5 protein-coding genes and 3 pseudogenes are annotated in these 21,312 nt (G+C 73.9%); all 8 read left to right on the forward strand.

The window, feature by feature from the left end:
- Positions 1-15: 15 nt before the first annotated feature.
- Positions 16-1,443, forward strand: a pseudogene (locus U0177_RS01775) (type I polyketide synthase); the annotation flags it as partial.
- A 151-nt stretch (positions 1,444-1,594) separates the two neighbouring features.
- A complete protein-coding gene (locus U0177_RS01780; protein ID WP_409568862.1) occupies positions 1,595-5,365 on the forward strand; it encodes an SDR family NAD(P)-dependent oxidoreductase in 3,771 nt (1,256 codons plus the stop codon).
- A pseudogene (locus U0177_RS01785) lies at positions 5,352-6,749 on the forward strand (condensation domain-containing protein); the annotation flags it as partial. The gene U0177_RS01780 and the pseudogene U0177_RS01785, both read left to right, overlap by 14 nt.
- 148 nt (positions 6,750-6,897) lie before the next feature.
- Positions 6,898-8,306, forward strand: a pseudogene (locus tag U0177_RS01790) (amino acid adenylation domain-containing protein).
- 86 nt (positions 8,307-8,392) lie between these two features.
- The gene (locus U0177_RS01795) at positions 8,393-8,740 is read left to right on the forward strand and encodes a phosphopantetheine-binding protein (RefSeq protein ID WP_409569075.1); all 348 of its coding nucleotides are present in this window, start codon (positions 8,393-8,395) and stop codon (positions 8,738-8,740) included.
- Positions 8,737-16,020, forward strand: a complete 7,284-nt coding sequence (locus tag U0177_RS01800) for an amino acid adenylation domain-containing protein (RefSeq protein WP_409568863.1) — start codon at positions 8,737-8,739, stop codon at positions 16,018-16,020. The genes U0177_RS01795 and U0177_RS01800 overlap by 4 nt, the downstream gene beginning before the upstream one ends.
- A gap of 102 nt (positions 16,021-16,122) precedes the next feature.
- Positions 16,123-17,934 (forward strand): SDR family NAD(P)-dependent oxidoreductase, encoded by a 1,812-nt coding sequence (locus U0177_RS01805; protein WP_409568864.1) that lies wholly within the window; start codon positions 16,123-16,125, stop codon positions 17,932-17,934.
- The gene (locus U0177_RS01810; RefSeq protein ID WP_409568865.1) at positions 17,931-21,296 is read left to right on the forward strand and encodes an amino acid adenylation domain-containing protein; all 3,366 of its coding nucleotides are present in this window, start codon (positions 17,931-17,933) and stop codon (positions 21,294-21,296) included. The genes U0177_RS01805 and U0177_RS01810 overlap by 4 nt, the downstream gene beginning before the upstream one ends.
- Positions 21,297-21,312 lie beyond the last annotated feature (16 nt).

A 21,312-nucleotide genomic window follows, 5' to 3' on the forward strand; every position in this document is an offset into this window, starting at 1 on the left:
ATCGCGATCGTCGGCATGAGCGGGCGCTTCCCCGGCGCGCCCGACCTCGGCACATTCTGGCGCAACCTGCGCGACGGCGTCGAGTCGATCAGCGCGCTCTCCGAGCAGCAGCTCGCGGCGGCGGGCGTTGCCCCCGAGCAGCTGGCCGACCCGCAGTTCGTGCGCGCCAGCCCGGTGCTGGAAGACGAAGACCGCTTTGACGCGGCGTTTTTCGACTTCACGCCGCGCGAGGCCGCCACCACCGACCCGCAGCAGCGCGTGTTTCTTGAGTGCGCCTGGGCCGCGCTCGAAGACGCGGGCCACACCCCCGCATCCTTCGACGGCGCGATCGGCGTGTACGCCGGCGTGGGCGCCAACACCTACCTGCTGTTCAACCTGCTGCCTAACCCCGAGGTGATGCGCGCGCTCGGCGGCTTCCAGCTGATGATCGGCAACGACAAAGACTACCTGGCCACGCGCACCGCCTACAAGCTGAACCTGCGCGGGCCGAGCCTGAGCGTACAGACCGCCTGCTCGACCGGGCTGGTGGCGGTGGCGCTGGCCTGCCAGAGCCTGCTCGACTACCAGTGCGACATGGCCCTGGCCGGCGCGGTGTCGATCCGCGTGCCGCAGCGCGCAGGCTACCACTACCGGCCCGGCCACATCCTTTCGCCCGACGGCCACTGCCGCAGCTTCGACGCGCTGGCCCAGGGCACGGTGTTCGGCAGCGGGGCCGGCGTGGTAGTGCTGCGGCGGCTCGAGGACGCGCTGGCCGATGGCGACCAGATCTACGCGGTGGTGAAGGGCTGGGCCGTGAACAACGACGGCGCACTGAAGATCGGCTACACCGCGCCCAGCGTCGACGGCCAGGTGCGCGTGATCGCCGAGGCGCTGGCGGTGGCCGAGGCCGCCCCCGCGACGATCGGCTATGTCGAGGCCCACGGCACCGCCACGCCGCTGGGCGACCCGATCGAGATCGCCGCGCTTGCCAGAGCCTTCGGCCCGCTCCCGCCCGGCTCGTGCGCGATCGGCTCGGTGAAGAGCAACGTTGGGCACCTCGACACTGCCGCCGGCGTGGCTGGGCTGATCAAGACCGTGCTGGCGCTTCAGCACGGCCAGATTCCGCCGAGCCTGCACTTCAGCCAGCCAAACCCGCAGATCGACTTCGCGCACAGTCCTTTTTATGTCAATACGCGCCTGGCCGGCTGGCCGGCGCGCGCCCCGCGCCGCGCCGGGGTCAGCTCGTTCGGCATTGGCGGCACGAACGCCCACGTGGTGCTCGAGCAGGCGCCCGCGCCGGCGCCGACCGCCCCGGCGCAGCCCTGGCAGCTGCTGGTGCTCTCGGCCAAAACCCCGGCGGCGCTCGAGCAGGCCAGCGCGAACCTAGAAGGCTTCCTGCGCGCCAACCCTGGCGCGAACCTGGCCGACGTGGCCTACACGCTGCAGGTTGGCCGCGCCGCGTTCGCCTACCGGCGCGCGGTGCTGGCGCGCGACCACGCCGACGCGCTAGTGGCGCTGGCCGCGCGCGACGCGCAGCACGTATTCGACGGCGAGCGCGCGCCCGAGCACCCGCTGGCGGCGTTTCTGTTCCCCGGCGGCGGCGCAGTACCCGAACATGGGCCGCGAGCTGTACGCCGGCGAGCCGGTGTTTCGCGCGCAGATCGACCGCTGCGCCAAGCTGCTGCGCCCGCACCTCGGGCTCGATCTGCGCGCGGTGCTGTACCCACCGGCAGAGGCCGGCGCCGCGCCGCTGACACGAACCTCAACCGCGCTGCCGGCGCTGTTCGCGTTTGAGTACGCGCTGGCCCAGCTGTGGATGGCCTGGGGCATTCAGCCGCAGGCGCTGCTCGGCCACAGCCTGGGCGAGTACGTGGCAGCGTGCCTGGCCGGCGTGTTCAGCCTGGAAGACGCGCTGGCGCTGGTGGCGCTGCGCGGCCGGCTGTTCGAGCAGCTGCCGGCGGGCGCGATGCTGAGCCTGCCGCTGGCCGAGGCCGAGGTGGCGCCGCTGCTGGGCGGCCGGCTCTCGATCGCGGCGACCAACGCGCCCGAGCAGTGCGTGGTGTCCGGCCCGGCCGCGGCGATCGACGAGCTGGCGGCAGCGCTGGACGCGCGCGGCCAGCCGTTTCGGCGCATCCCGATCGACGTGGCCGCGCACTCCGTTATGGTCGAGCCAATACTCGGCGAGTTCCGCGCGTTCGTCAGCCGGCTGCGGCTGCGCCCGCCACAGATCGCCTGCGTCTCGAACCTGACCGGCGGCTGGCTGACGCCCGAAGACGCGACCGACCCGGAGTACTGGGTGCGGCATCTGCGGCACACCGTGCGCTTCGCAAGCGGCCTCGCCACGCTGCTCGGCGACGCCGACCGCGTGCTGCTGGAGGTTGGCCCCGGCCAGGCGCTGGCGGGCCTCGCGCGGCGCAGCCCGGCGCGAACCACGCAGGTCGTGCTGGCGTCGCTGCCGCGCGAGCATGCGGGCGAGCGCGCCGGCGTGCTGGCTGCGCTCGGTCAGCTCTGGCTGGCTGGCCTCGCGCCCGATTGGGCCGGCGTGCACAACGGCCAGCGGCGGCGCGTGGCGCTGCCAACCTACCCGTTCGAGCGCCAGCGCTTCTGGATCGACCCGCCGGCCGCTGGCGCCACAGCCGCGCCGGCGCCCAGGCCCAAGGCCGACATCGCCGACTGGTTCGCGGCGCCTTCGTGGCGGCGCGCGCTGCCGCCCGAGCCGATCGCGCACGACGAGCGCGGCTGGCTGATCGTCGGCGACGACGGCGGCCTGGGCCAGCAGCTCGCCGATCGGCTGGCCCAGGCCGGGCATGCCTGCGCCGTGGCGCGGCCTGGCGCGGCCTTCGCCCAGAGCGGCCCGCAGGCCTACACGCTCGACCCGCGCGATCCGGCGCAGTACCACGCGCTGCTCGGCGCACTGCGCGCGGCGGGCGGGCTGCCGGGCACGATCGTGCATATGTGCAGCCTGGCAGCCGGCCAGGCCCACGCGCTTGAGCTCGGCTTCTACAGCCTGCTCTGGCTGGCGCAGGCGCTCGGCGATCAGCCCTCGGCCGGGCCGCTGCGGCTGGTGGTGGTGTCGAACCAGCTGCACGAGGTGACCGGCGACGAGCTGCTGCTGCCCGAGCAGGCCGCGCTGCTCGGGCCGTGCCAGGCGATCCCGCTTGAGTACCCGCAGATCGCGTGCTGGAGCGTCGATGTCGAGCTGTTCGAGCCAGGCGACCAGCGGCGCGAGCGGCTGCTCGATCAGCTGGTGGCCGAGCTGGCCGGGCGCTCGTCCGACGCGCCGGTGGCCTACCGCGGCGCGCAACGCGGGGTTCGCGCATTAGAGCCGCTGCGGATCGGCCCCGCGCCGCTGCCGAACAGCCGGCTGCGCGAGCGCGGCGTGTACCTGATCACCGGCGGCCTTGGCGCGATCGGCCTGGCGCTGGCCGAGGAGCTGGCGCGCGCGGTGCAGGCGCGGCTGGTGCTGCTTGGCCGCACGGGGCTGCCGGAGCGCGACGCGTGGGACGGCTGGCTGGCCAGCCATGCCGGCGACGACCCGACCAGCCAGGCGATCGGGCGGGTGCGCGCGATCGAGGCGCTGGGCGCCGAGGTGCTGCCGCTCCGCGCCGACGTGACCGACCCGGCCCAGCTGCACGCGGCCGTAGCCGCGGCCGAGGCGCACTTCGGCGCTATCCACGGCGTGGTCCACGCCGCTGGCGTGCCCGGCGGCGGCATGATCCAGCTCAAAACCCGCGCCGCCGCCGAGCGCGTGCTCGCGCCCAAGCTAGCCGGGCTGCGCGCGCTCGAGGCGGCGCTGGCCGGAGCCAGGCTCGACTTTCTGCTGCTGTGCGCCTCGACGATCGGCGTCACCGGCGGGTTGGGCCAGGCCGACTACAGCGGCGCTAATGCGTTTCTCGACGCCTTCGCGCACGATTACGCCCGGCGCGGCGGGTTCGCGGTATCGATCGACTGGAGTGGCTGGCGCGAGGCCGGCATGGCCGCCAACACCGCCGGGCTGCGCGCGCGCCACGCCGCGCCCGAGCCGCTGGCCGCGCGCCCGCTGATCGCGGGTTGCCTGAGCAAAACAGCCGAGCGGGCGGTGTACCAGCTCGATCTGCGCGCCGACGAGCAGTGGCTCCTGGCCGAGCATATGGTCGCCGGGGTGCCGACGCTGCCTGGCACGGCCTTTCTTGAGCTGGCGCGCGCCGCGTTCGAGCAGTTTGCCGGGCCTGGACCGGTCGAGCTGCGCGACGTTGTGTTTCTGGCGCCGCTGATGGTGCCGCCGGGCGAGCGCAGCGAGGCCCAGGTCGTCGTTGAGCGCGCCGGGGCCGGCTACGACTTTCGGGTGGTGAGCCAGGCCGGCGGGCGCCAGCACGAGCACGCGCGCGGCACGCTCGCGCCCGCAGCCGGCCAGCCGGCGCGCGTGGATCTGGCGGCGCTGCGCGGCACACTCGCGCCCGCCGAGCCGCGGCCGGCCGCAGGCGCCGACCCGGCGGCGCTGGTGTACTGGGGGCCGCGCTGGCAGAGCCTGCGCGAGGTATACGCCGGCGGCGAGACCGCGCTGGCGCGCCTGGAGCTGCCGGCCGCGTTCCAGGCCGACCTGGCGCACTTCCCGCTGCACCCGGCCCTGCTCGACGTCGCCACCGCATTCGGGCACCAGGCGGCCGGCGCGGGCCTGTACCTGCCGCTGATGTATGGCAGCGTAACGGTGCGCCGCCCGCTGGCGGGGCAGGTCTACAGCCTGGCGCGCTACCGGCAGGCCGGCGCCGACGACACGCTCACCTTCGACGTGCAGCTGCTCGACGAGCACGGCGACGAGCTGGTCGGCATCGCCGGCTTTAGCCTGAGGCGTGTCGACCCGGCGGCGCTCGGCGTCAGCCGCCCGGCCGGTCTGGCCGAGGGCATGGCGCACGAGCAGGGCGTCGAGGCGTTCCGGCGCATTCTGGCGGGATGCCCAACGCCGCAGGTGGTGGTTTCGCCCACGGGCGTGCCCGAGCTCGTGGCGCAGGCGCGGGCGATCACCCAGGCGAGCGTGCTGGGCGAAATTGAGCAGTCGCGGCGTGGGCTGCCGGCACACCCGCGCCCGCGCATGCACACGGCGTATGCCGCGCCCAGCACCCCGATCGAGCAGACGATCGCCGCGATCTGGCAGGCGGTGTTCGGGATCGAGCAGATCGGCGTTCACGATAACTTTTACGAGCTAGGCGGCGACTCGCTGCTGGCGACGCAGGCGGTTTTTCGGCTGCGCGAGGCGTTCGAGCTCGATCTCCCGCTGCGCAGCCTGTTCGAGACGCCGACGGTCGCCGGGCTGGCCGAGGCGATCGAGCTGGCGCTACTGGCCGCCGCCAGCCCCGACGAGCTGGCGCAGGCGCTTGATGAACTGGAGCTATCCGATGGCAGATCTTGAAGCACGGCTGGCCGGCCTCTCGCGCGAGCAGCGCCTACGGTTGATCGAGCGCCTGCGCGATAAGGGCACGAAAAAGACGCAGGTGATACCGCGCCGCGCCGAGAGCGGCGCGCTGCCGCTGTCGTTCGCCCAGCAGCGGCTCTGGTTTCTGCACCAGCTCGACCCGCTTGGCCCGGCCTACAACATTTTCAAGGCCGTGCGCCTGAGCGGCGCGCTCGACGCCAGCAGGCTGGCGCAGGCTCTGGCCGCGATCGCGCGCCGCCACGAAAGCCTGCGCACAACCTTCACGGCGCCCGAGGGCCAGCCTACGCAGGTGATTCACGCCGAGCTGCCCATCCCGATCGAGCAGGCGGATCTGCGCGGCATGCCCGAGGGCGCGCGCGCGGCCGAGGCGCGGCGCCTGGCCGAGCACGAGGCGCTGCGGCCGTTCGACCTGGAGCGCGGCCCGCTGCTGCGCGTGCTGCTGCTGCGCACCGCCGACGACGAGCATATCGCGCTGCTGACAATGCACCACATCATCGCCGACGGCTGGTCGGTCGGTATTTTCATTCGCGAGCTGGCGGCGCTGCACGCCACAGTTGCTGCCGGCCAGCCGCCAGCGCTGCCCGAGCTGCCGATCCAGTACGCCGACTTCGCGCTCTGGCAGCGCGGCTGGCTGCAGGGCGACGACCTGGCGCGCCAGCTGGCCTACTGGACGCAGCAGCTAGCCGGCCTGGCGCCGCTCGAGCTGCCCACCGACCACCCGCGCCCGCCGGTGCAAAGCTTCCACGGCGCGACGCACGATCTGGTGGTGGAAGGCGCGGTGTTCGATCAGCTGGTGGCGCTCAGCCAGCACGAGGAGGCGACCCCATTCATGACGCTGCTGGCGGTGTTCCAGCTGCTGCTGGCGCGCCTCAGCGGCCAGAGCGACATCGCGGTGGGCGTGCCAGTGGCCGGCCGGCCGCACCGCGAGACCGAGGGGCTGATCGGCTTTTTCGCCAATACGCTGGTGCTGCGAACCAGCCTGGCCGGCAGCCTCAGCTTTCGCCAGCTGCTCGGCCGCGTGCGCGAAGTGGTTGCCGGGGCCTACGCCCACCAGGATCTGCCATTCGAGCGGCTAGTCGACGAGCTGCAGCCCGCGCGCGAGCTCGACCGCAACCCGCTGTTCCAGGTGATGTTTGCCTTTCAGAACGCGCCGGCTGAGGAGTTCGCGCTGGCCGGCCTGGCGATCAGCCCGCTTGAGCTCGAAAGCCCAACCTCGGCGTTTGATCTGACGCTGGCGCTGGTGCGATCGAGCCAGGGGCTGGTGGGTAAGCTCCACTACAATACCGACCTGTTCGAGGGGGAGACGATGGCGCGGCTGGCCGACCAGTTCCTCACCCTGCTCCCCGCTGCCCTCGCCACCCCCGACGCCCCCTCGCCGCCCTCCCTATCCTCTCCCCCGCCGCCCGCCACCTGCTCGTCCACACCTTCAACCACACCGCCACCCCTTCCCCGCCACCCCGCTCATCCCGCGCGCCATCGCCCGCCAGGCGCAGCACGCCCCCCTCGCCATCGCCCTCCGCGCCGCCGACGGCACCTCCCTCTCCTACCACACCCTCCTCGCCCGCGCCACCCTCCTCGCCCACGCCCTCGCCCCCTTCTGCTCCACCCCCGAGCCCCGCGTCGCCATCCTCCTCGACCGCTCTCCCGACCTCGTCCTCGCGCTCCTCGCCACCCTCCTCGCCGGCGCTGTCATCCTGCCCCTCGACCCCGCCGCCCCCCGGCCCGCCTCGCCGCGCTCCTCGCCGATGCCCGCCCTGCTCTCGTCCTCACCCTCCTGCCCCTCCGCCCCCGCATCTCCGCCTGGCCCGGCCCCGTCCTCACCCTCGACGCCGACGCCGACGCCATTGCCGCCGCGCCTCCCGTTCCCTTCCCCTCCATCCTCCCCGATCAGCTCGCCTACATGCTCTTCACCTCCGGCTCCTCCGGCACCCCCAAGGGCGCCCTCAATGCCCACGCCGCCTTCCTCAACCGCCTCCTCTGGATGCAGCGCGCCTTCCCCCTCGCCCCCGCCGACCGCGTCCTCCAGAAGACCCCCGCCACCTTCGACGTCGCCCTCTGGGAGTTCTTCTGGCCGCTCCTCACCGGCGCCACCCTCGTGCTTGCCCGCCCCGGCGGCCACCGCGAGCCCGACTATCTCGCCCACACCCTCGCCGCCGAGGCCATCGCCGTCGTCCATTTCGTCCCCTCCATGCTGCGCGCCTTGCTCGACCTGCCGCACCTCCCCGCCCTGCCACACCTTCGCCACCTGATCTGCAGCGGCGAGGCGCTCGCCCCCGACCTGCTCGCGCGCGCGCGTGCCGCCCTGCCCACCACCCACATCCACAATCTCTACGGCCCCACCGAGGCCGCTATCGACGTCACCGCCTGGACCTGCCCGCCCGGCTCGCCGCCTGCGACCGTGCCGATCGGCCAGCCGATCGCCAACCTGCAGACCTACGTGCTCGACCCGCACGGCCAACCCGTGCCAATCGGCGTGGTGGGCGAGCTGTACCTCGGCGGCGTCGGGCTGGGGCGCGGCTACCACCAGCGGCCCGACCGCACCGCGACGAGCTGGCTGCCCGACGGCGTGAGTGGCGCGGCGGGCGCGCGGCTGTACCGCACCGGCGACCTGGCGCGCGTGCGCGCCGATGGGATGCTGGAGTACCTGGGGCGGCGCGACGGGCAGGTGAAGCTGCGCGGGGTGCGGATCGAGCTGGGCGAGATCGAGGCGGCGCTGCGGGCGCACGCGGCGGTGGCCGAGGCGGCGGTGGTGCATCAGGAGGACGCGCACGGCGGGGTGCTGGTGGCGTGCATCGTGCCGCGCGCCGGGGCGGAGCGGGGGTGGCGCTGGCGCGGGAGCTGGCGGGGTGGCTGGGGCAGCGGCTGCCGGCGGCGCTGGTGCCGGGGCGCTGGGTGGAGCGGGCGGGGCTGCCGCTGACGAGCAGCGGGAAGCTGGACCGGCGGGGGCTGGCGGCGGCGGTGCAGGCGGAGGGAGCGGAGGCGCTGAGCGGCGGGGAAGGGCGGGTGGCGCCGCGAACGGCGGTGGAGCGGGAGCTGGCGGGGCTGTGGGCCGAGCTGCTGGGGCTGGCGGTGGAGCGCGTGGGGGTGGGCGACAACTTTTTCGCGCTGGGCGGCCACTCGCTGCTGCTCACCCAGCTCGCCGCCCGCATCCGCGATACTTTCGGCGTCGAGCTATCGCTGCGCGAGCTGTTCGACGCGCCAACCATCGTCGATATCACCGTCGCGATCAGCACCCGGCAGATCGCGCAGGAAGACCCGGCGGAGGTCGCGCGGCTGCTGGCCGAGATCCAGCAGGCCTCCCCCGACGACCTGCAGTCGCTGCTGGCGGCTGAAGCGGGAGATGGCGAATGAAAATTCTGCTGACAATGAACCTGCCCTACACGCGCTCCCACGGCGGCACGAACCGCTCGAACCGCTGCCTGTGCGAGGGCCTGGCTGCGCGCGGGCACGCCGTGCACGTGGTAGCGCCGGCGCTGGCCACGCCGCCCAACGGCAGCTACGAGCAGTTTCGCGCCGGGCTGGCGGCCGATGGCGTGGCCGTGAGCGAGCACGCCGGCGTCGCCAGCTTCAGCCTCGGCGGCGTCGAGGTGCACGCGGTTGCCGATCCGGCGCGGCTGCGCACGCATTTCGCCGCGCACATCGCTGCGTTCGATCCCGACTGGGTGCTGGTTTCGGCCGAGGACCCATCGCAGAGCCTGCTTGAGGCGGCGATCGAGCTGCGCCGCGCGCGCACGATCTATCTGGCGCACACGCCGCAGATGTTCCCGTTCGGCCCGGCCAGCCTGTACCCCGGCCCGGCGCGCGCCGAGCTGGTGCGCCAGGCGGCCGGGATCGTGGCGATCAGCCAGTTTGTGGCCGAGTATGTCAAAACTTGGATCGGCCGCGACGCGTTCGTCAACCACCCGCCGCACTACGGCGCTGGGCCGTTCGCGCGCCTCGGCCGCTTCGACGCCGGCTACGCCCTGCTGATGAACGCCTGCGCGGTGAAGGGTTTGCCGATCGTGCTGGAGCTGGCCCGCGCCCTGCCCGATCTGCCGTTCGCGGCGCTGCCGGGCTATGGCACCACCAGCGCCGACCGCGCGGCGCTGGCCCGGCTGCCGAACATGACGCTGCTGCCCAACCAGCCCAACCTCGACGCGATCTTCGCGCAGGCGCGCGTGCTGCTGATGCCCTCGCTGTGGATCGAGGGCTTTGGGATGGCGGCGGTCGACGCGATGCTGCGCGGCATCCCCGTGCTCGCCAGCAACTGCGGCGGGCTGCCCGAGGCCAAGCTCGGCACCGATTTCGTGCTGCCGGTGCGGCCGATCGAGCGCTTCGAGGATCGGCTCGACGAAAACCTGCTGCCGGCGCCCGTGGTGCCGCCGCAGGATGTCGCGCCGTGGCGCGACGCGCTCGCCCGGCTGCTCGCCGATCGCGCGCTCTACGAGCGCCAATCCGAAGCGGCCTACGCCGCCGCTGGCGCGTTTGTCGCCGGCCTGAGCGTCGCGCCATTCGAGCGCTACCTCCAGAGCCTCGGCGCCCCCCAGCCCGCCCGCAGCGCCGGCCCCGCCCAGCCGCCAGCCGCCGCGCCATCAGACGACCTGGCCGACACAATCGCCCGGCTTTCGCCCGCGCAGCGCGCGCTGCTGCTGCAGCGGCTCCAGCAGCGCGGCGCGGCCCGTGGCGCGCGGCCCGCCAGCGGCATCCCGCGCGCCGAGCGCACCGGCGCGCTGCCGCTGTCGTTCGCCCAGCAGCGGCTCTGGTTCCTCGATCAGCTCGAGCCGAACAGCCCGTACTACAACGTGTTCACCGGCGTGCGCATGCGCGGCGCGCTCGATGTGCCCGCGCTCGAGCGCACGCTCGCGGCGATCGTGCGGCGCCACGAGGCGCTGCGCACCACCTTCCCGGCGCTCGCCGGCCGCCCGTCGCAGGCCATCGCCCCGGCCGACAGCCCCGCCGCGCGCGCGATTGCGGCGCTGCACCTGCGCGATCTGCGCCATCTGCCGCCCGGCGAGCGCGAGGCCGAGGCCCGGCGCCTTGGCTACGCCGAGGCCTGCCGGCCGTTCGACCTAGAGCGCGGCCCGCTGCTGCGCGCGGCGCTGCTGCGTTTAGACGAGCACGAGCACGTCTTGCTCCTGACGATGCACCATATCGTCGCCGACGCCTGGTCGATGGGCGTGTTCCAGCGCGAGCTGGCGGCGCTGTACGCCGCGTCGCGCGCCGGCCAGCCGCCGGCGCTGCCCGAGCTGCCCATCCAGTACGCCGACTTCGCGATCTGGCAGCGCGAGCAGCTCGCGGGCGCGGCGCTCGAGCGCCTGCTCGGCTTCTGGGCACAGCAGCTGGCCGGCATGCCGGCGCTCGAGCTGCCGACCGACCACCCGCGCCCGCCGACGCAGAGCTACCGTGGCGCGGTGCGGCTGTTCACGCTGGCGCCCGAGCTGGCCTCGGCGCTGAAGCAGCTCAGCCAGCAAGAGGGCGTGACGCTGTTCATGACCCTGCTGGCGGCATTCAATGCGCTGCTATTCCGCTACACCGGCCAGGCCGATATCGCCGTCGGCTCGCCGATCGCCAACCGCCAGCACTCCCAGATCCAGGGGCTGATCGGCTTCTTCGTGAATATGCTCGTGCTGCGCACCAGCGCCGCCGGCGACCCGACCTTCCGCGAGCTGCTGGGGCGCGTGCGCGAGGTGGCGCTGGCCGCGTATGCCCACCAGGATCTGCCGTTCGAGATGCTGGTCGAGCGGCTGCACCCCGAGCGCGACCTCAGCCGCAACCCGCTGTTCCAGGTGGCATTTGTGCTTCAGAACGCCACGGCGCCGGTGCGCGCGGTCGGCGACCTCCAGCTCGAGCTGATCGAGCTCGACGTGACCACCGCGAAGTTCGACCTGACGCTCACGCTGGGCGAGATCGACGGCGGCATGCTGGCCGGCTTCGAGTACAACACCGACCTGTTCGACCCCGCGACGGTCGCGCGCATGGCCGAGCACTTCACCACGCTGCTGGAAGGGATTGTGGCCGACCCAGGGCTGCGCCTGGCCGATTTGCCGCTGCTGACCGCGGCCGAGCGCCAGCGCGCGCTGGTTGAGTGGAATACGAGCGCAACACCTGCGCCGGCGCCGCTGTTCCTGCAGCAGTTCGCGGCCCAGGCCGCGCGCGCACCCGAGGCCACCGCAGTGCTGGCCGGCGGCGAGCGCCTGAGCTACGCCGAGCTGAGCCGGCGCGCGAGCCGGCTGGCGCACTACCTGCGCGGCCTCGGCGCCGCTCCCGGCACGATCGTGGGCATCTGCGCCGAGCGCTCGCTCGAGCAGGTGATCGCGGTTCTGGGCGTGCTGAAGGCCGGCTGCGCGTTTCTTCCGCTCGACCCGGCCTACCCCAGCGAGCGCCTGGCCTACATGCTCGCCGACGCGCGCGCGCCGCTGCTGCTGACGCAGCAGCACCTCGTCGCGGCGCTACCTGGCCTGCTCGCCGACGCCGCGCGCCAGGTGGTGCGGCTCGACGCCGACTGGCCGCAGATCGCGGCAATGCCCGACGACGAGCCGGGCGGCCCGGCCGACGCCGACCAGCTGGCGTATGTGATCTATACCTCGGGCTCGACCGGCGCGCCCAAGGGGGCGATGCTGACGCAGCGCGGGCTGGGCAACCTGGCCGTGGCCCTGATGCGCGCCTTCGACGTGCGCTCCGGCGACCGCGTGCTCCAGTTCGCGGCCTTCAGCTTCGACGCGGCTGTGTCGGAGCTGGCCGCGGCGCTGGCGGCCGGCGCGACCCTGTGCCTCGCGCCTGCCGCCGAGATGATGCCCGGCCCGCCGCTGGCCGCGCTGCTGCGCGACCTGGCGATCAGCACCGTGACGCTGCCGCCCTCGGCGCTGGCGGCCATGCCCCCGGCCGAGCTGCCGGCGCTGCGCACGCTGGTGGTGGCCGGCGAGCCGTGCCCGGCCGCGCTGCTGGCCGCCTGGGCCGCCCCCGGCCGGCGCTGCGTCAACGCCTACGGCCCGACCGAAACAACCGTGTGCGCCACCGCCGGCGTCTACGACGGCGCGGCGCCCATTCCGCCGATCGGCCGGCCGATCGACAACGCTCGCGTGTACCTGCTCGACGCGCGCCTGCAGCCTGTGCCGGTGGGCGTGCCCGGCGAGCTGTATATCGGCGGCGCGGGCGTGGGCCTGGGCTACCTGAACCGGCCCGACCTGACCGCCGAGCGCTTCGTGCCCGACCCATTCGCCGAGCCTGGCGCGCGGCTGTACCGCAGCGGCGACCTGGCGCGCCGCCGGGCCGACGGCACAATTGTGTTCATCGGCCGCGCCGACGGGCAGGTGAAGCTGCGCGGCTACCGGATCGAGCTCGGCGAGATCGAGGCCGCGCTGGCGCGCCACCCGGCCGTGCGCGAGGCGGTGGTGCTGGCGCGCGAAGACGCCCCCGGCGACGTGCGGCTGGTGGCCTACCCGGTGCCGCGCGAGCATCCGCCAGTATCCGGCGCGCCAGATCCCGAGCTGGGCGGCGCGCTGCGGGCATTTCTGCGCCAGCAGCTGCCCGAGTATATGCTGCCCTCGGCGTTCGTGCCGCTGGCCGAGCTGCCCACCCTGCCAAATGGCAAAGTCGACCGGCGCGCGCTGCCGGCGCCAGGCGCAGGCCGATCGGCGGCGGCGCCATTCGAGCCGCCGGGCAGCCAGCTCGAGCGCGCGATCGCCGAGATCTGGCAGGCAGTGCTGAAGATCGACCGCGTCGGCCTGGCCGACAACTTCTTCGACCTGGGCGGCCACTCGCTGCTGATGGTGCAGGCTCACGCGCGCCTGGTCGCGGCGCTCGGCCGCGAGATCGCGCTGGTCGACCTGTTCGCGCACCCGACCGTCGGCGCGCTGGCGGCGCACCTGGGCCAGGCCGACGCAGCAGACGCCGAGCTGCGGCAGCTGCGCGAGCGCGTGGCATCGCGCGCCCCGGCCGAGCGGCCCGCGGCCGACGCGGTTGCGATCGTGGCTATGAGCGGGCGCTTCCCCGGCGCGCCAAGCGTCGAGGCGTTCTGGCGCAACCTGTGCGACGGCGTCGAGTCGATCGTGTTCTTCTCGGACGAAGAGCTGCTGGCCGCGGGCATCGAGCCCGAGCTGGTGCACAACCCGAGCTACGTCAAGGGCCGCGCCGCGCTCGACGGCATCGAGCTGTTCGACGCGGCATTCTTCGGCTACACGCCGCGCGAAGCCGAGCTGATCGACCCGCAGCAGCGCATCTTTCTCGAGTGCGCCTGGGAAGCGCTCGAGCGCGCCGGCTACGACCCGCAGCGCTTTCCCGGCCGGGTCGGCGTGTTCGCGGGCGTGAGCATGAACAGCTACGTGTTCAACCTGTACTCCAACCCCGCCGCGATCGAGGCCGCCGGCAGCTTCCAGGCGGTGCTGAGCAACGACAAAGACTACCTGGCCACGCGCGTGGCCTACAAGCTGAACCTGCGCGGCGCCAGCTTCACCGTGCAGTCGGCCTGCTCGACATCGCTGGTGGCGACGCACCTGGCCTGCCAGAGCCTGCTGTCCGGCGACAGCGACATGGCGTTGGCCGGGGGCGTGTCGGCGCTGGTGCCGCAGACATCGGGCCACCTGTACAGCGAGGGCGGCATCGCCTCGCCCGACGGCCACTGCCGCGCGTTCGACGCCCAGGCGCGCGGCACTGTGTCGGGCAGCGGCGTGGCAATTGTGGTGCTCAAGCGGCTGGCCGACGCGCTGGCCGACGGCGACCAGATCTACGCGGTGATCAAGGGCTCGGCGATCAACAACGACGGCGCCGGCAAGGTCGGCTATACCGCCCCCAGCGTCGCCGGCCAGGCCGCCGTGATCGCCGAGGCCCAGGCGCGCGCCGGTGTGCCGGCCGACACGATCGGCTATGTCGAAGCCCACGGCACCGGCACCCCGCTCGGCGACCCGATCGAGATCCAGGCGCTGACGCAGGCGTTCCGGCTTGGCACGGCGCGCGAGCGCTTCTGCGCAATCGGCTCGCTGAAGACCAATATCGGCCACCTCGACGCCGCCGCCGGTGCGGCCGGGCTGATCAAAGCCGCGCTGGCGCTGCGCCACGGCCAGATCCCGCCGAGTCTGCACTTCTCGCAGCCCAACCCGCAGATCGACTTCGCGCGCAGCCCGTTCTACGTGGCCACCAGCCTGGCGCCCTGGCCAGGCGGCAGCCACCCGCGCCGCGCCGGGGTCAGCTCGTTCGGCATCGGCGGTACGAATGTGCACATGGTGCTCGAAGAGCCGCCCGCGCAAGCGCCTGCCCAGCCCAGCACCGCGCCGCAGCTGCTGGTGCTTTCGGCCAAAACCGCGCCAGCGCTGGAGGCAGCTACCGCCCAGCTGGCCGGCTACCTCGACGCACACCCCGGCGCCAGCCTGGCCGACGTGGCCTTTACGCTCCAGGCCGGCCGGCAGGCGTTCGCCCACCGCCGCGCCGTGGTGGCGGGCAGCCCGGCCGAGGCAGCCCGCCTGCTCAGGGCCGGCGCGCCCACCCGGCTGCAGCCCGCCGACGATCGCCCGGTGGCGTTTCTGTTCCCCGGCCAGGGCGCGCAGTACGCCGGCATGGGCCAGGGCCTGTATGCCGCCGAGCCAGTCTTTCGCGCCGAGGTCGACCGCTGCTGCGATCTGCTCGCGCCGCAGCTGGGGCTCGACCTGCGCGCGCTGCTGTTCGCGCCGCAGCCCGACGATGCGGCGGCCCGGCGGCTGACCGAGACGTGGCTGGCGCAGCCGGCGCTGTTCGTGATCGAGTACGCGCTGGCGCGGCTGTGGATGGCCTGGGGCGTGCGCCCGCGCGCCATGATCGGCCACAGCATCGGCGAGTACGTGGCCGCCTGCCTGGCCGGCGTGTTCACGCTCGAAGACGCGCTGGCGCTGGTGGCGGCGCGCGGCCGGCTCATGCAGCGCATGCCCCCCGGCGCAATGCTGGCGGTCGAGCTGCCCGAGAGCCAGGTCGCGGCGCTGCTCGGCGACGACCTGGCGCTGGCTGCGGTGAACGCCCCCGCGCTGTGCGTCGTCGCCGGGCCGGCCGAGGCAGTCGCGGCCCTGGCTGCGCGCCTCGAGGCCGGCGGCGTCGGCTGCAGGCGGCTGCACACCTCGCACGCGTTTCACTCGGCCATGATGGAGCCGATCCTGGCCGAGTTCGCCGAGCTGGTGCGGCGCACCTCGCTGCACCCGCCAGCGCTGCCGTATATCTCGAATGTCAGCGGCGGCTGGATCAGCCCTGGCGAGGCCACCGACCCGGCCTACTGGGCCAGGCACCTGCGCCAGACCGTGCGCTTTGGCGCGGGCGTGGCGGCGCTGCTGGCCGACCCCGAGCAGATCCTGCTGGAGGTTGGGCCGGGGCAGTCGCTCAGCGCGCTGGCGCGCCAGCAGGGCGCGCGCGAGCGCGCGATCGTGGCGAGCATGCGCCACCCGCACGAGTCGCAGCCCGACGACGTGGCGCTCGCCGGTGCGCTCGGCCGCATCTGGATGGCCGGCGCGGCGATCGATTGGCGGGCGGTTCACGGCGCGGCGCGCCGGCGTGCCGCTGCCAACCTACCCGTTCGAGCGCCAGCGCTTCTGGATCGACCTGCGCCCCGGCCAGGTGCTGCGCCGGCGCGCGCGCCGCCAGGCCGATCCGGCCGACTGGTTCTACGTGCCGTCGTGGCGCCGCGTGCCGCCGCCTAGGCCGTTCGCGCCCGCCGACCGGCCGGGCGGCTGGCTGCTGCTGAGCGACGGCCTGGGTGTCGGCGCGGCGCTGGCCGGCGCCTCGAGGCCGCCGGCCAGAGCGTGGTGCTGGCGAACGCCGGCGCGCACTTCGCGCGAGAGGCCGAGCGCGCCTACACGCTCGATCCGCGCGCGCCCGAAGACTACCACGCGCTGCTGGCCGAGCTGCGCGCCGCCGAGTGGCAGCCCCACACGATTGTCCACCTGTGGAGCCTGGGCGACGCCGGGCCGGCCGAGCTGGACGAAGCCGCGCTCGATCGCGGCCTCGATCGCGGTTTCTACAGCCTGCTCTGGCTGGCGCAGGCGCTCGACCGGCACATGGCCGGGGCGGCGCTCGAGCTGGTGGCCGTGTCGGGCGGGCTGCACGCCGTTGGCGCCGACGAGCGGCCGCGCGCCGAGCAGGCGCCGCTGCTGGGGGCGCTCAAGGTCATCCCGCAGGAGTACCCGCACCTGCGCTGCCGGAATGTCGACGTTCTGCCGCCAAACAGCCCCGCCCGGCTGGCCGATCAGCTGCTGGCCGAGCTTGCCGCCGGCGCGGCCGAGCCGGTGGTGGCCTACCGCGGCGCGCACCGCTGGGCGCAGCGCTTCGAGCCGATCCGGATCGACGACGACGCCGAGGGCCGGCCGCTGCTGCGCGAGCGCGGCGTGTACCTGATCACCGGCGGCCTCGGCGGCCTGGGGCTCGCGCTGGCCGAAGAGCTGGCGCGCGCAGTGCGGGCGCGGCTGGTGCTGCTTGGCCGCACGGGGCTGCCGGAGCGCGCCGCGTGGGACGGCTGGCTGGCCAGCCATGCCGGCGACGACCCGACCAGCGCCTCGATCGGGCGGGCGCGCGCGATCGAGGCGCTGGGCGCCGAGGTGCTGCCGCTCCGCGCCGACGTGACCGACCCGGCCCAGCTGCACGCGGCCGTAGCCGCGGCCGAAACGCGCTTCGGCGCGATCCACGGCGTGATCCACGCCGCTGGCGTGCCCGGCGGCGGCATGATCCAGCTCAAAACCCGCGCCGCCGCCGAGCGCGTGCTCGCGCCCAAGCTGCGCGGCGCGCTGGCGATCGAGGCGGCCTTTCGCGAGCGCTCGCCCGATTTCATCGTGCTCTGCTCGTCGCTCGCGGCGATCCTCGGCGGCGTCGGCCAGGCCGACTACTGCGCCGCCAACGGCTTCCTCGACGCGCTGGCCCAGGCGGCATGGCAGCGCGGCGCGCCGATCCGCTCGATCAACTGGGATCGCTGGCGGAACACCGGCATGGCCACGATCGCCGAGGCGCTGCACCGCCGCCACACCGGCGCCGACCTGGCCGACGGCCTCACGGCCGAGCAGGGCGTCGCGGCCTTCCGGCGCGCGCTGGCCGAACGCGCCGCGCCGCAGGTGGCCGTCTCGACCTACGACCTGCCGGCGCTGCTGGAGCAGCAGAGCGCCTACAACGCCAGCAGCGTGCTCGACACGCTCGAGCAGGCCCAGGGCGCGCGCCCGGCCCACCCGCGCCCGCAGCTTGGCAGCGCCTACGCCGAACCGCGCACCGACGCCGAGCGCGCGATCGCGGCGATCTGGGAGTCGCTGCTGGGCTTCGCGCCGATCGGCATCCACGACGACTTCTTCGAGCTGGGCGGCCACTCGCTGCTGGCCACCCGCGTGATCGCGCGCGTGCGCGAGGCGCTCGAGACCGAGCTGCCCGTGCGCGCGCTGTTCGACTCCCCCACGATCGCCGGGCTCGCGCAGGCCATCGGCCAGGCGCAGGCCCAGCCCGAGCCTGGCGGCACGATCGGCCGGGCCACCGACGAAGACACCGAGCAGTTGCTGGCGAGTCTCGACCAGCTTTCGGAAGCAAGCGTGGACGCGTTGCTCGCCGCGCTGCTGGCCGAGGAAGGACAACACCCATGAGCGCAACAGGCAGCCCGACCGACGGCTTCTCACTCGAAGAAAAGCGCGCGCTGCTGGCCCAGCTGCTGCGCGAGAAGGCCGCCAAGCCCAAAACCTTCCCGCTGTCGTTCGCGCAGCAGCGGCTCTGGTTTCTGCACCAGCTCCAGCCCGACGCGCCGACCTACATTATCTGCGCGGCGGTGCGCCTCGCCGGCCGGCTCGACCCGGCCGCGCTCGACCGCGCCGTTGGCGAGGTGGTGCACCGCCACGCCAGCCTGCGCACCACCTTCGCGGTGCAGGACGGCCAGCCAGTGCAGGTGGTCGCGCCGGCGCGCGCCGAAACGCCACCCGCGCGCACGATCGACCTTGGCGACATGCCCGAGGGCGCGCGCGCCGACGAGCTGCGGCGGCTGGTTCGCGGCGAAACCCAGCAGCCGTTCGACCTGGAGCGCGGCCCGCTGATGCGCGTGACGCTGCTGCGCCTCGGCCCAGCCGAGCACGTGCTGCTGCTCACGCTGCACCACATCATCGCCGACGGCTGGTCGATGAGCATTCTGATCCAGGAGATCGCCGCGCTGTACCAGGCCTTTCGCGCCGGCCAGCCGCCAGCGCTGCCCGAGCTGCCGATCCAGTACGCCGACTTCGCGCTCTGGCAGCGCGGCTGGCTGCAGGGCGACGACCTGGCACGCCAGCTGGCCTACTGGACGCAGCAGCTAGCCGGCCTGGCGCCGCTCGAGCTGCCCACCGACCACCCGCGCCCGCCGAGCCTCGACTTCCACGGCGCCAAGCACGACTTTGTGCTGCCGGCCGAGCTGACGGCCGGGCTGGCCGCGCTCAGCCGCAGCGAGGGCTGCACGCCGTTCATGACGCTGCTGGCGGTGTTCCAGCTGCTGCTGGCGCGCCTCAGCGGCCAGAGCGACATCGCGGTCGGTACACCGATCGCCAACCGCCGCCGCGGCGAGACCGAGGGGCTGATCGGCTTTTTCACCAATACGCTGGTGCTGCGAACCAGCCTGGCCGGTAGCCTCAGCTTTCGCCAGCTGCTCGGCCGCGTGCGCGAAGTGGCGCTGGCCGCGTATGCCCACCAGGATCTGCCGTTCGAAAAGCTCGTCGAGGCGCTCCAGCCCGCGCGCGACCCCAGCCGCACGCCGATTTTCCAGGTGATGTTTACCTTCCAGAACACGCCCGCGCCCAGCCTGTCGCTGCCCGAGCTGAGCCTGAGCCCATTCCCAATCGACAGCGAGGCGGCGAATTTCGACCTCGTGCTGGCCATGGCCGAGGTGGGCGATCGGCTGGTGGGCTCGTTTGAATATCGCACCAGCCTGTTCGGGGCGGAGACGATGGCGCGGCTGGCCGACCAGTTCCTCACCCTGCTCCCCGCTGCCCTCGCCACCCCCGACGCCCCCCTCGCCGCCCTCCCTATCCTCTCCCCCACCGCCCGCCACCTGCTCGTCCACACCTTCAACCACACCGCCACCCCCTTCCCCGCCACCCCGCTCATCCCGCACGCCATCGCCCGCCAGGCGCAGCACGCCCCCCTCGCCATCGCCCTCCGCGCCGCCGACGGCACCTCCCTCTCCTACCACACCCTCCTCGCCCGCGCCACCCTCCTCGCCCACGCCCTCGCCCCCTTCTGCTCCACCCCCGAGCCCCGCGTCGCCATCCTCCTCGACCGCTCTCCCGACCTCGTCCTCGCGCTCCTCGCCACCCTCCTCGCCGGCGCCGTCATCCTGCCCCTCGACCCCGCCGCCCCCCCGGCTCGCCTCGCCGCGCTCCTCGCCGATGCCCGCCCTGCTCTCGTCCTCACCTGCCTGCCCCTCCGCCCCCGCATCTCCGCCTGGCCCGGCCCCGTCCTCACCCTCGACGCCGACGCCGACGCCATTGCCGCCGCGCCTCCCGTTCCCTTCCCCTCCATCCTCCCCGACCAGCTCGCCTACATGCTCTTCACCTCCGGCTCCTCCGGCGCCCCCAAGGGCGCCCTCAATGCCCACGCCGCCTTCCTCAACCGCCTCCTCTGGATGCAGCGCGCCTTCCCCCTCGCCCCCGCCGACCGCGTCCTCCAGAAGACCCCCGCCACCTTCGACGTCGCCCTCTGGGAGTTCTTCTGGCCGCTCCTCACCGGCGCCACCCTCGTGCTTGCCCGCCCCGGCGGCCACCGCGAGCCCGACTACCTCGCCCACACCCTCGCCGCCGAGGCCATCTCTGTCGTCCATTTTGTCCCTTCCATGCTGCGCGCCTTGCTCGACCTGCCGCACCTCCCCGCTCTGCCACACCTCCGCCACCTGATCTGCAGCGGCGAGGCGCTCGCCCCCGACCTGCTCGCGCGCGCGCGTGCCGCCCTGCCCACCACCCACATCCACAATCTCTACGGCCCCACCGAGGCCGCCATCGACGTCACCGCCTGGAGCTGCCCGCCTGGCCCGCCGCCTGCGACCGTGCCGATCGGCCAGCCGATCGCCAACCTGCAGACCTATGTGCTCGACCCGCACGGCCAGCCGGTGCCAATCGGCGTGGTGGGCGAGCTGTACCTCGGCGGCGTCGGGCTGGGGCGCGGCTACCACCAGCGGCCCGACCGCACCGCGACGAGCTGGCTGCCCGACGGCGTGAGTGGCGCGGCGGGCGCGCGGCTGTACCGCACCGGCGACCTGGCGCGCGTGCGCGCCGATGGGATGCTGGAGTACCTGGGGCGGCGCGACGGGCAGGTGAAGCTGCGCGGGGTGCGGATCGAGCTGGGCGAGATCGAGGCGGCGCTGCGGGCGCACGCGGCGGTGGCCGAGGCGGCGGTGGTGCATCAGGAGGACGCGCACGGCGGGGTGCTGGTGGCGTGCATCGTGCCGCGCGCCGGGGCGGAGCGGGGGGTGGCGCTGGCGCGGGAGCTGGCGGGGTGGCTGGGGCAGCGGCTGCCGGCGGCGCTGGTGCCGGGGCGCTGGGTGGAGCGGGCGGGGCTGCCGCTGACGAGCAGCGGGAAGCTGGACCGGCGGGGGCTGGCGGCGGCGGTGCAGGCGGAGGGAGCGGAGGCGCTGAGCGGCGGGGAAGGGCGGGTGGCGCCGCGAACGGCGGTGGAGCGGGAGCTGGCGGGGCTGTGGGCCGAGCTGCTGGGGCTGGCGGTGGAGCGCGTGGGGGTGGGCGACAACTTTTTCGCGCTGGGCGGCCACTCGCTGCTGCTCACCCAGCTCGCCGCCCGCATCGCCGCGACGTTTAAGGTGCAGGTGCCGCTGCGCGAGCTGTTCGACGCACGCACGATCGAAGCGATGACCGTAGCAATCGCCGCGCGGCAGATCGCGCAGGAAGACCCGGCGGAGGTCGCGCGGCTGCTGGCCGAGATCCAGCAGGCCTCCCCCGACGACCTGCAGTCGCTGCTGAAGGCGGCGCAGTCCTCTTGAAAAGGCAAGGCGAAAG

The organism is Kouleothrix sp., assembly GCF_046328425.1.
Taxonomy (GTDB): domain Bacteria; phylum Chloroflexota; class Chloroflexia; order Chloroflexales; family Roseiflexaceae; genus Kouleothrix.

Excerpts from the sequence above, each read along its gene's own strand:
- U0177_RS01780 (WP_409568862.1), top strand. The coding sequence starts at position 1,595 with ATGGGCCGCGAGCTGTACGCCGGCGAGCCGGTGTTTCGCGCGCAGATC.
- U0177_RS01800 (WP_409568863.1), top strand. The coding sequence starts at position 8,737 with ATGAAAATTCTGCTGACAATGAACCTGCCCTACACGCGCTCCCACGGC.
- U0177_RS01810 (WP_409568865.1), top strand. The coding sequence starts at position 17,931 with ATGAGCGCAACAGGCAGCCCGACCGACGGCTTCTCACTCGAAGAAAAG.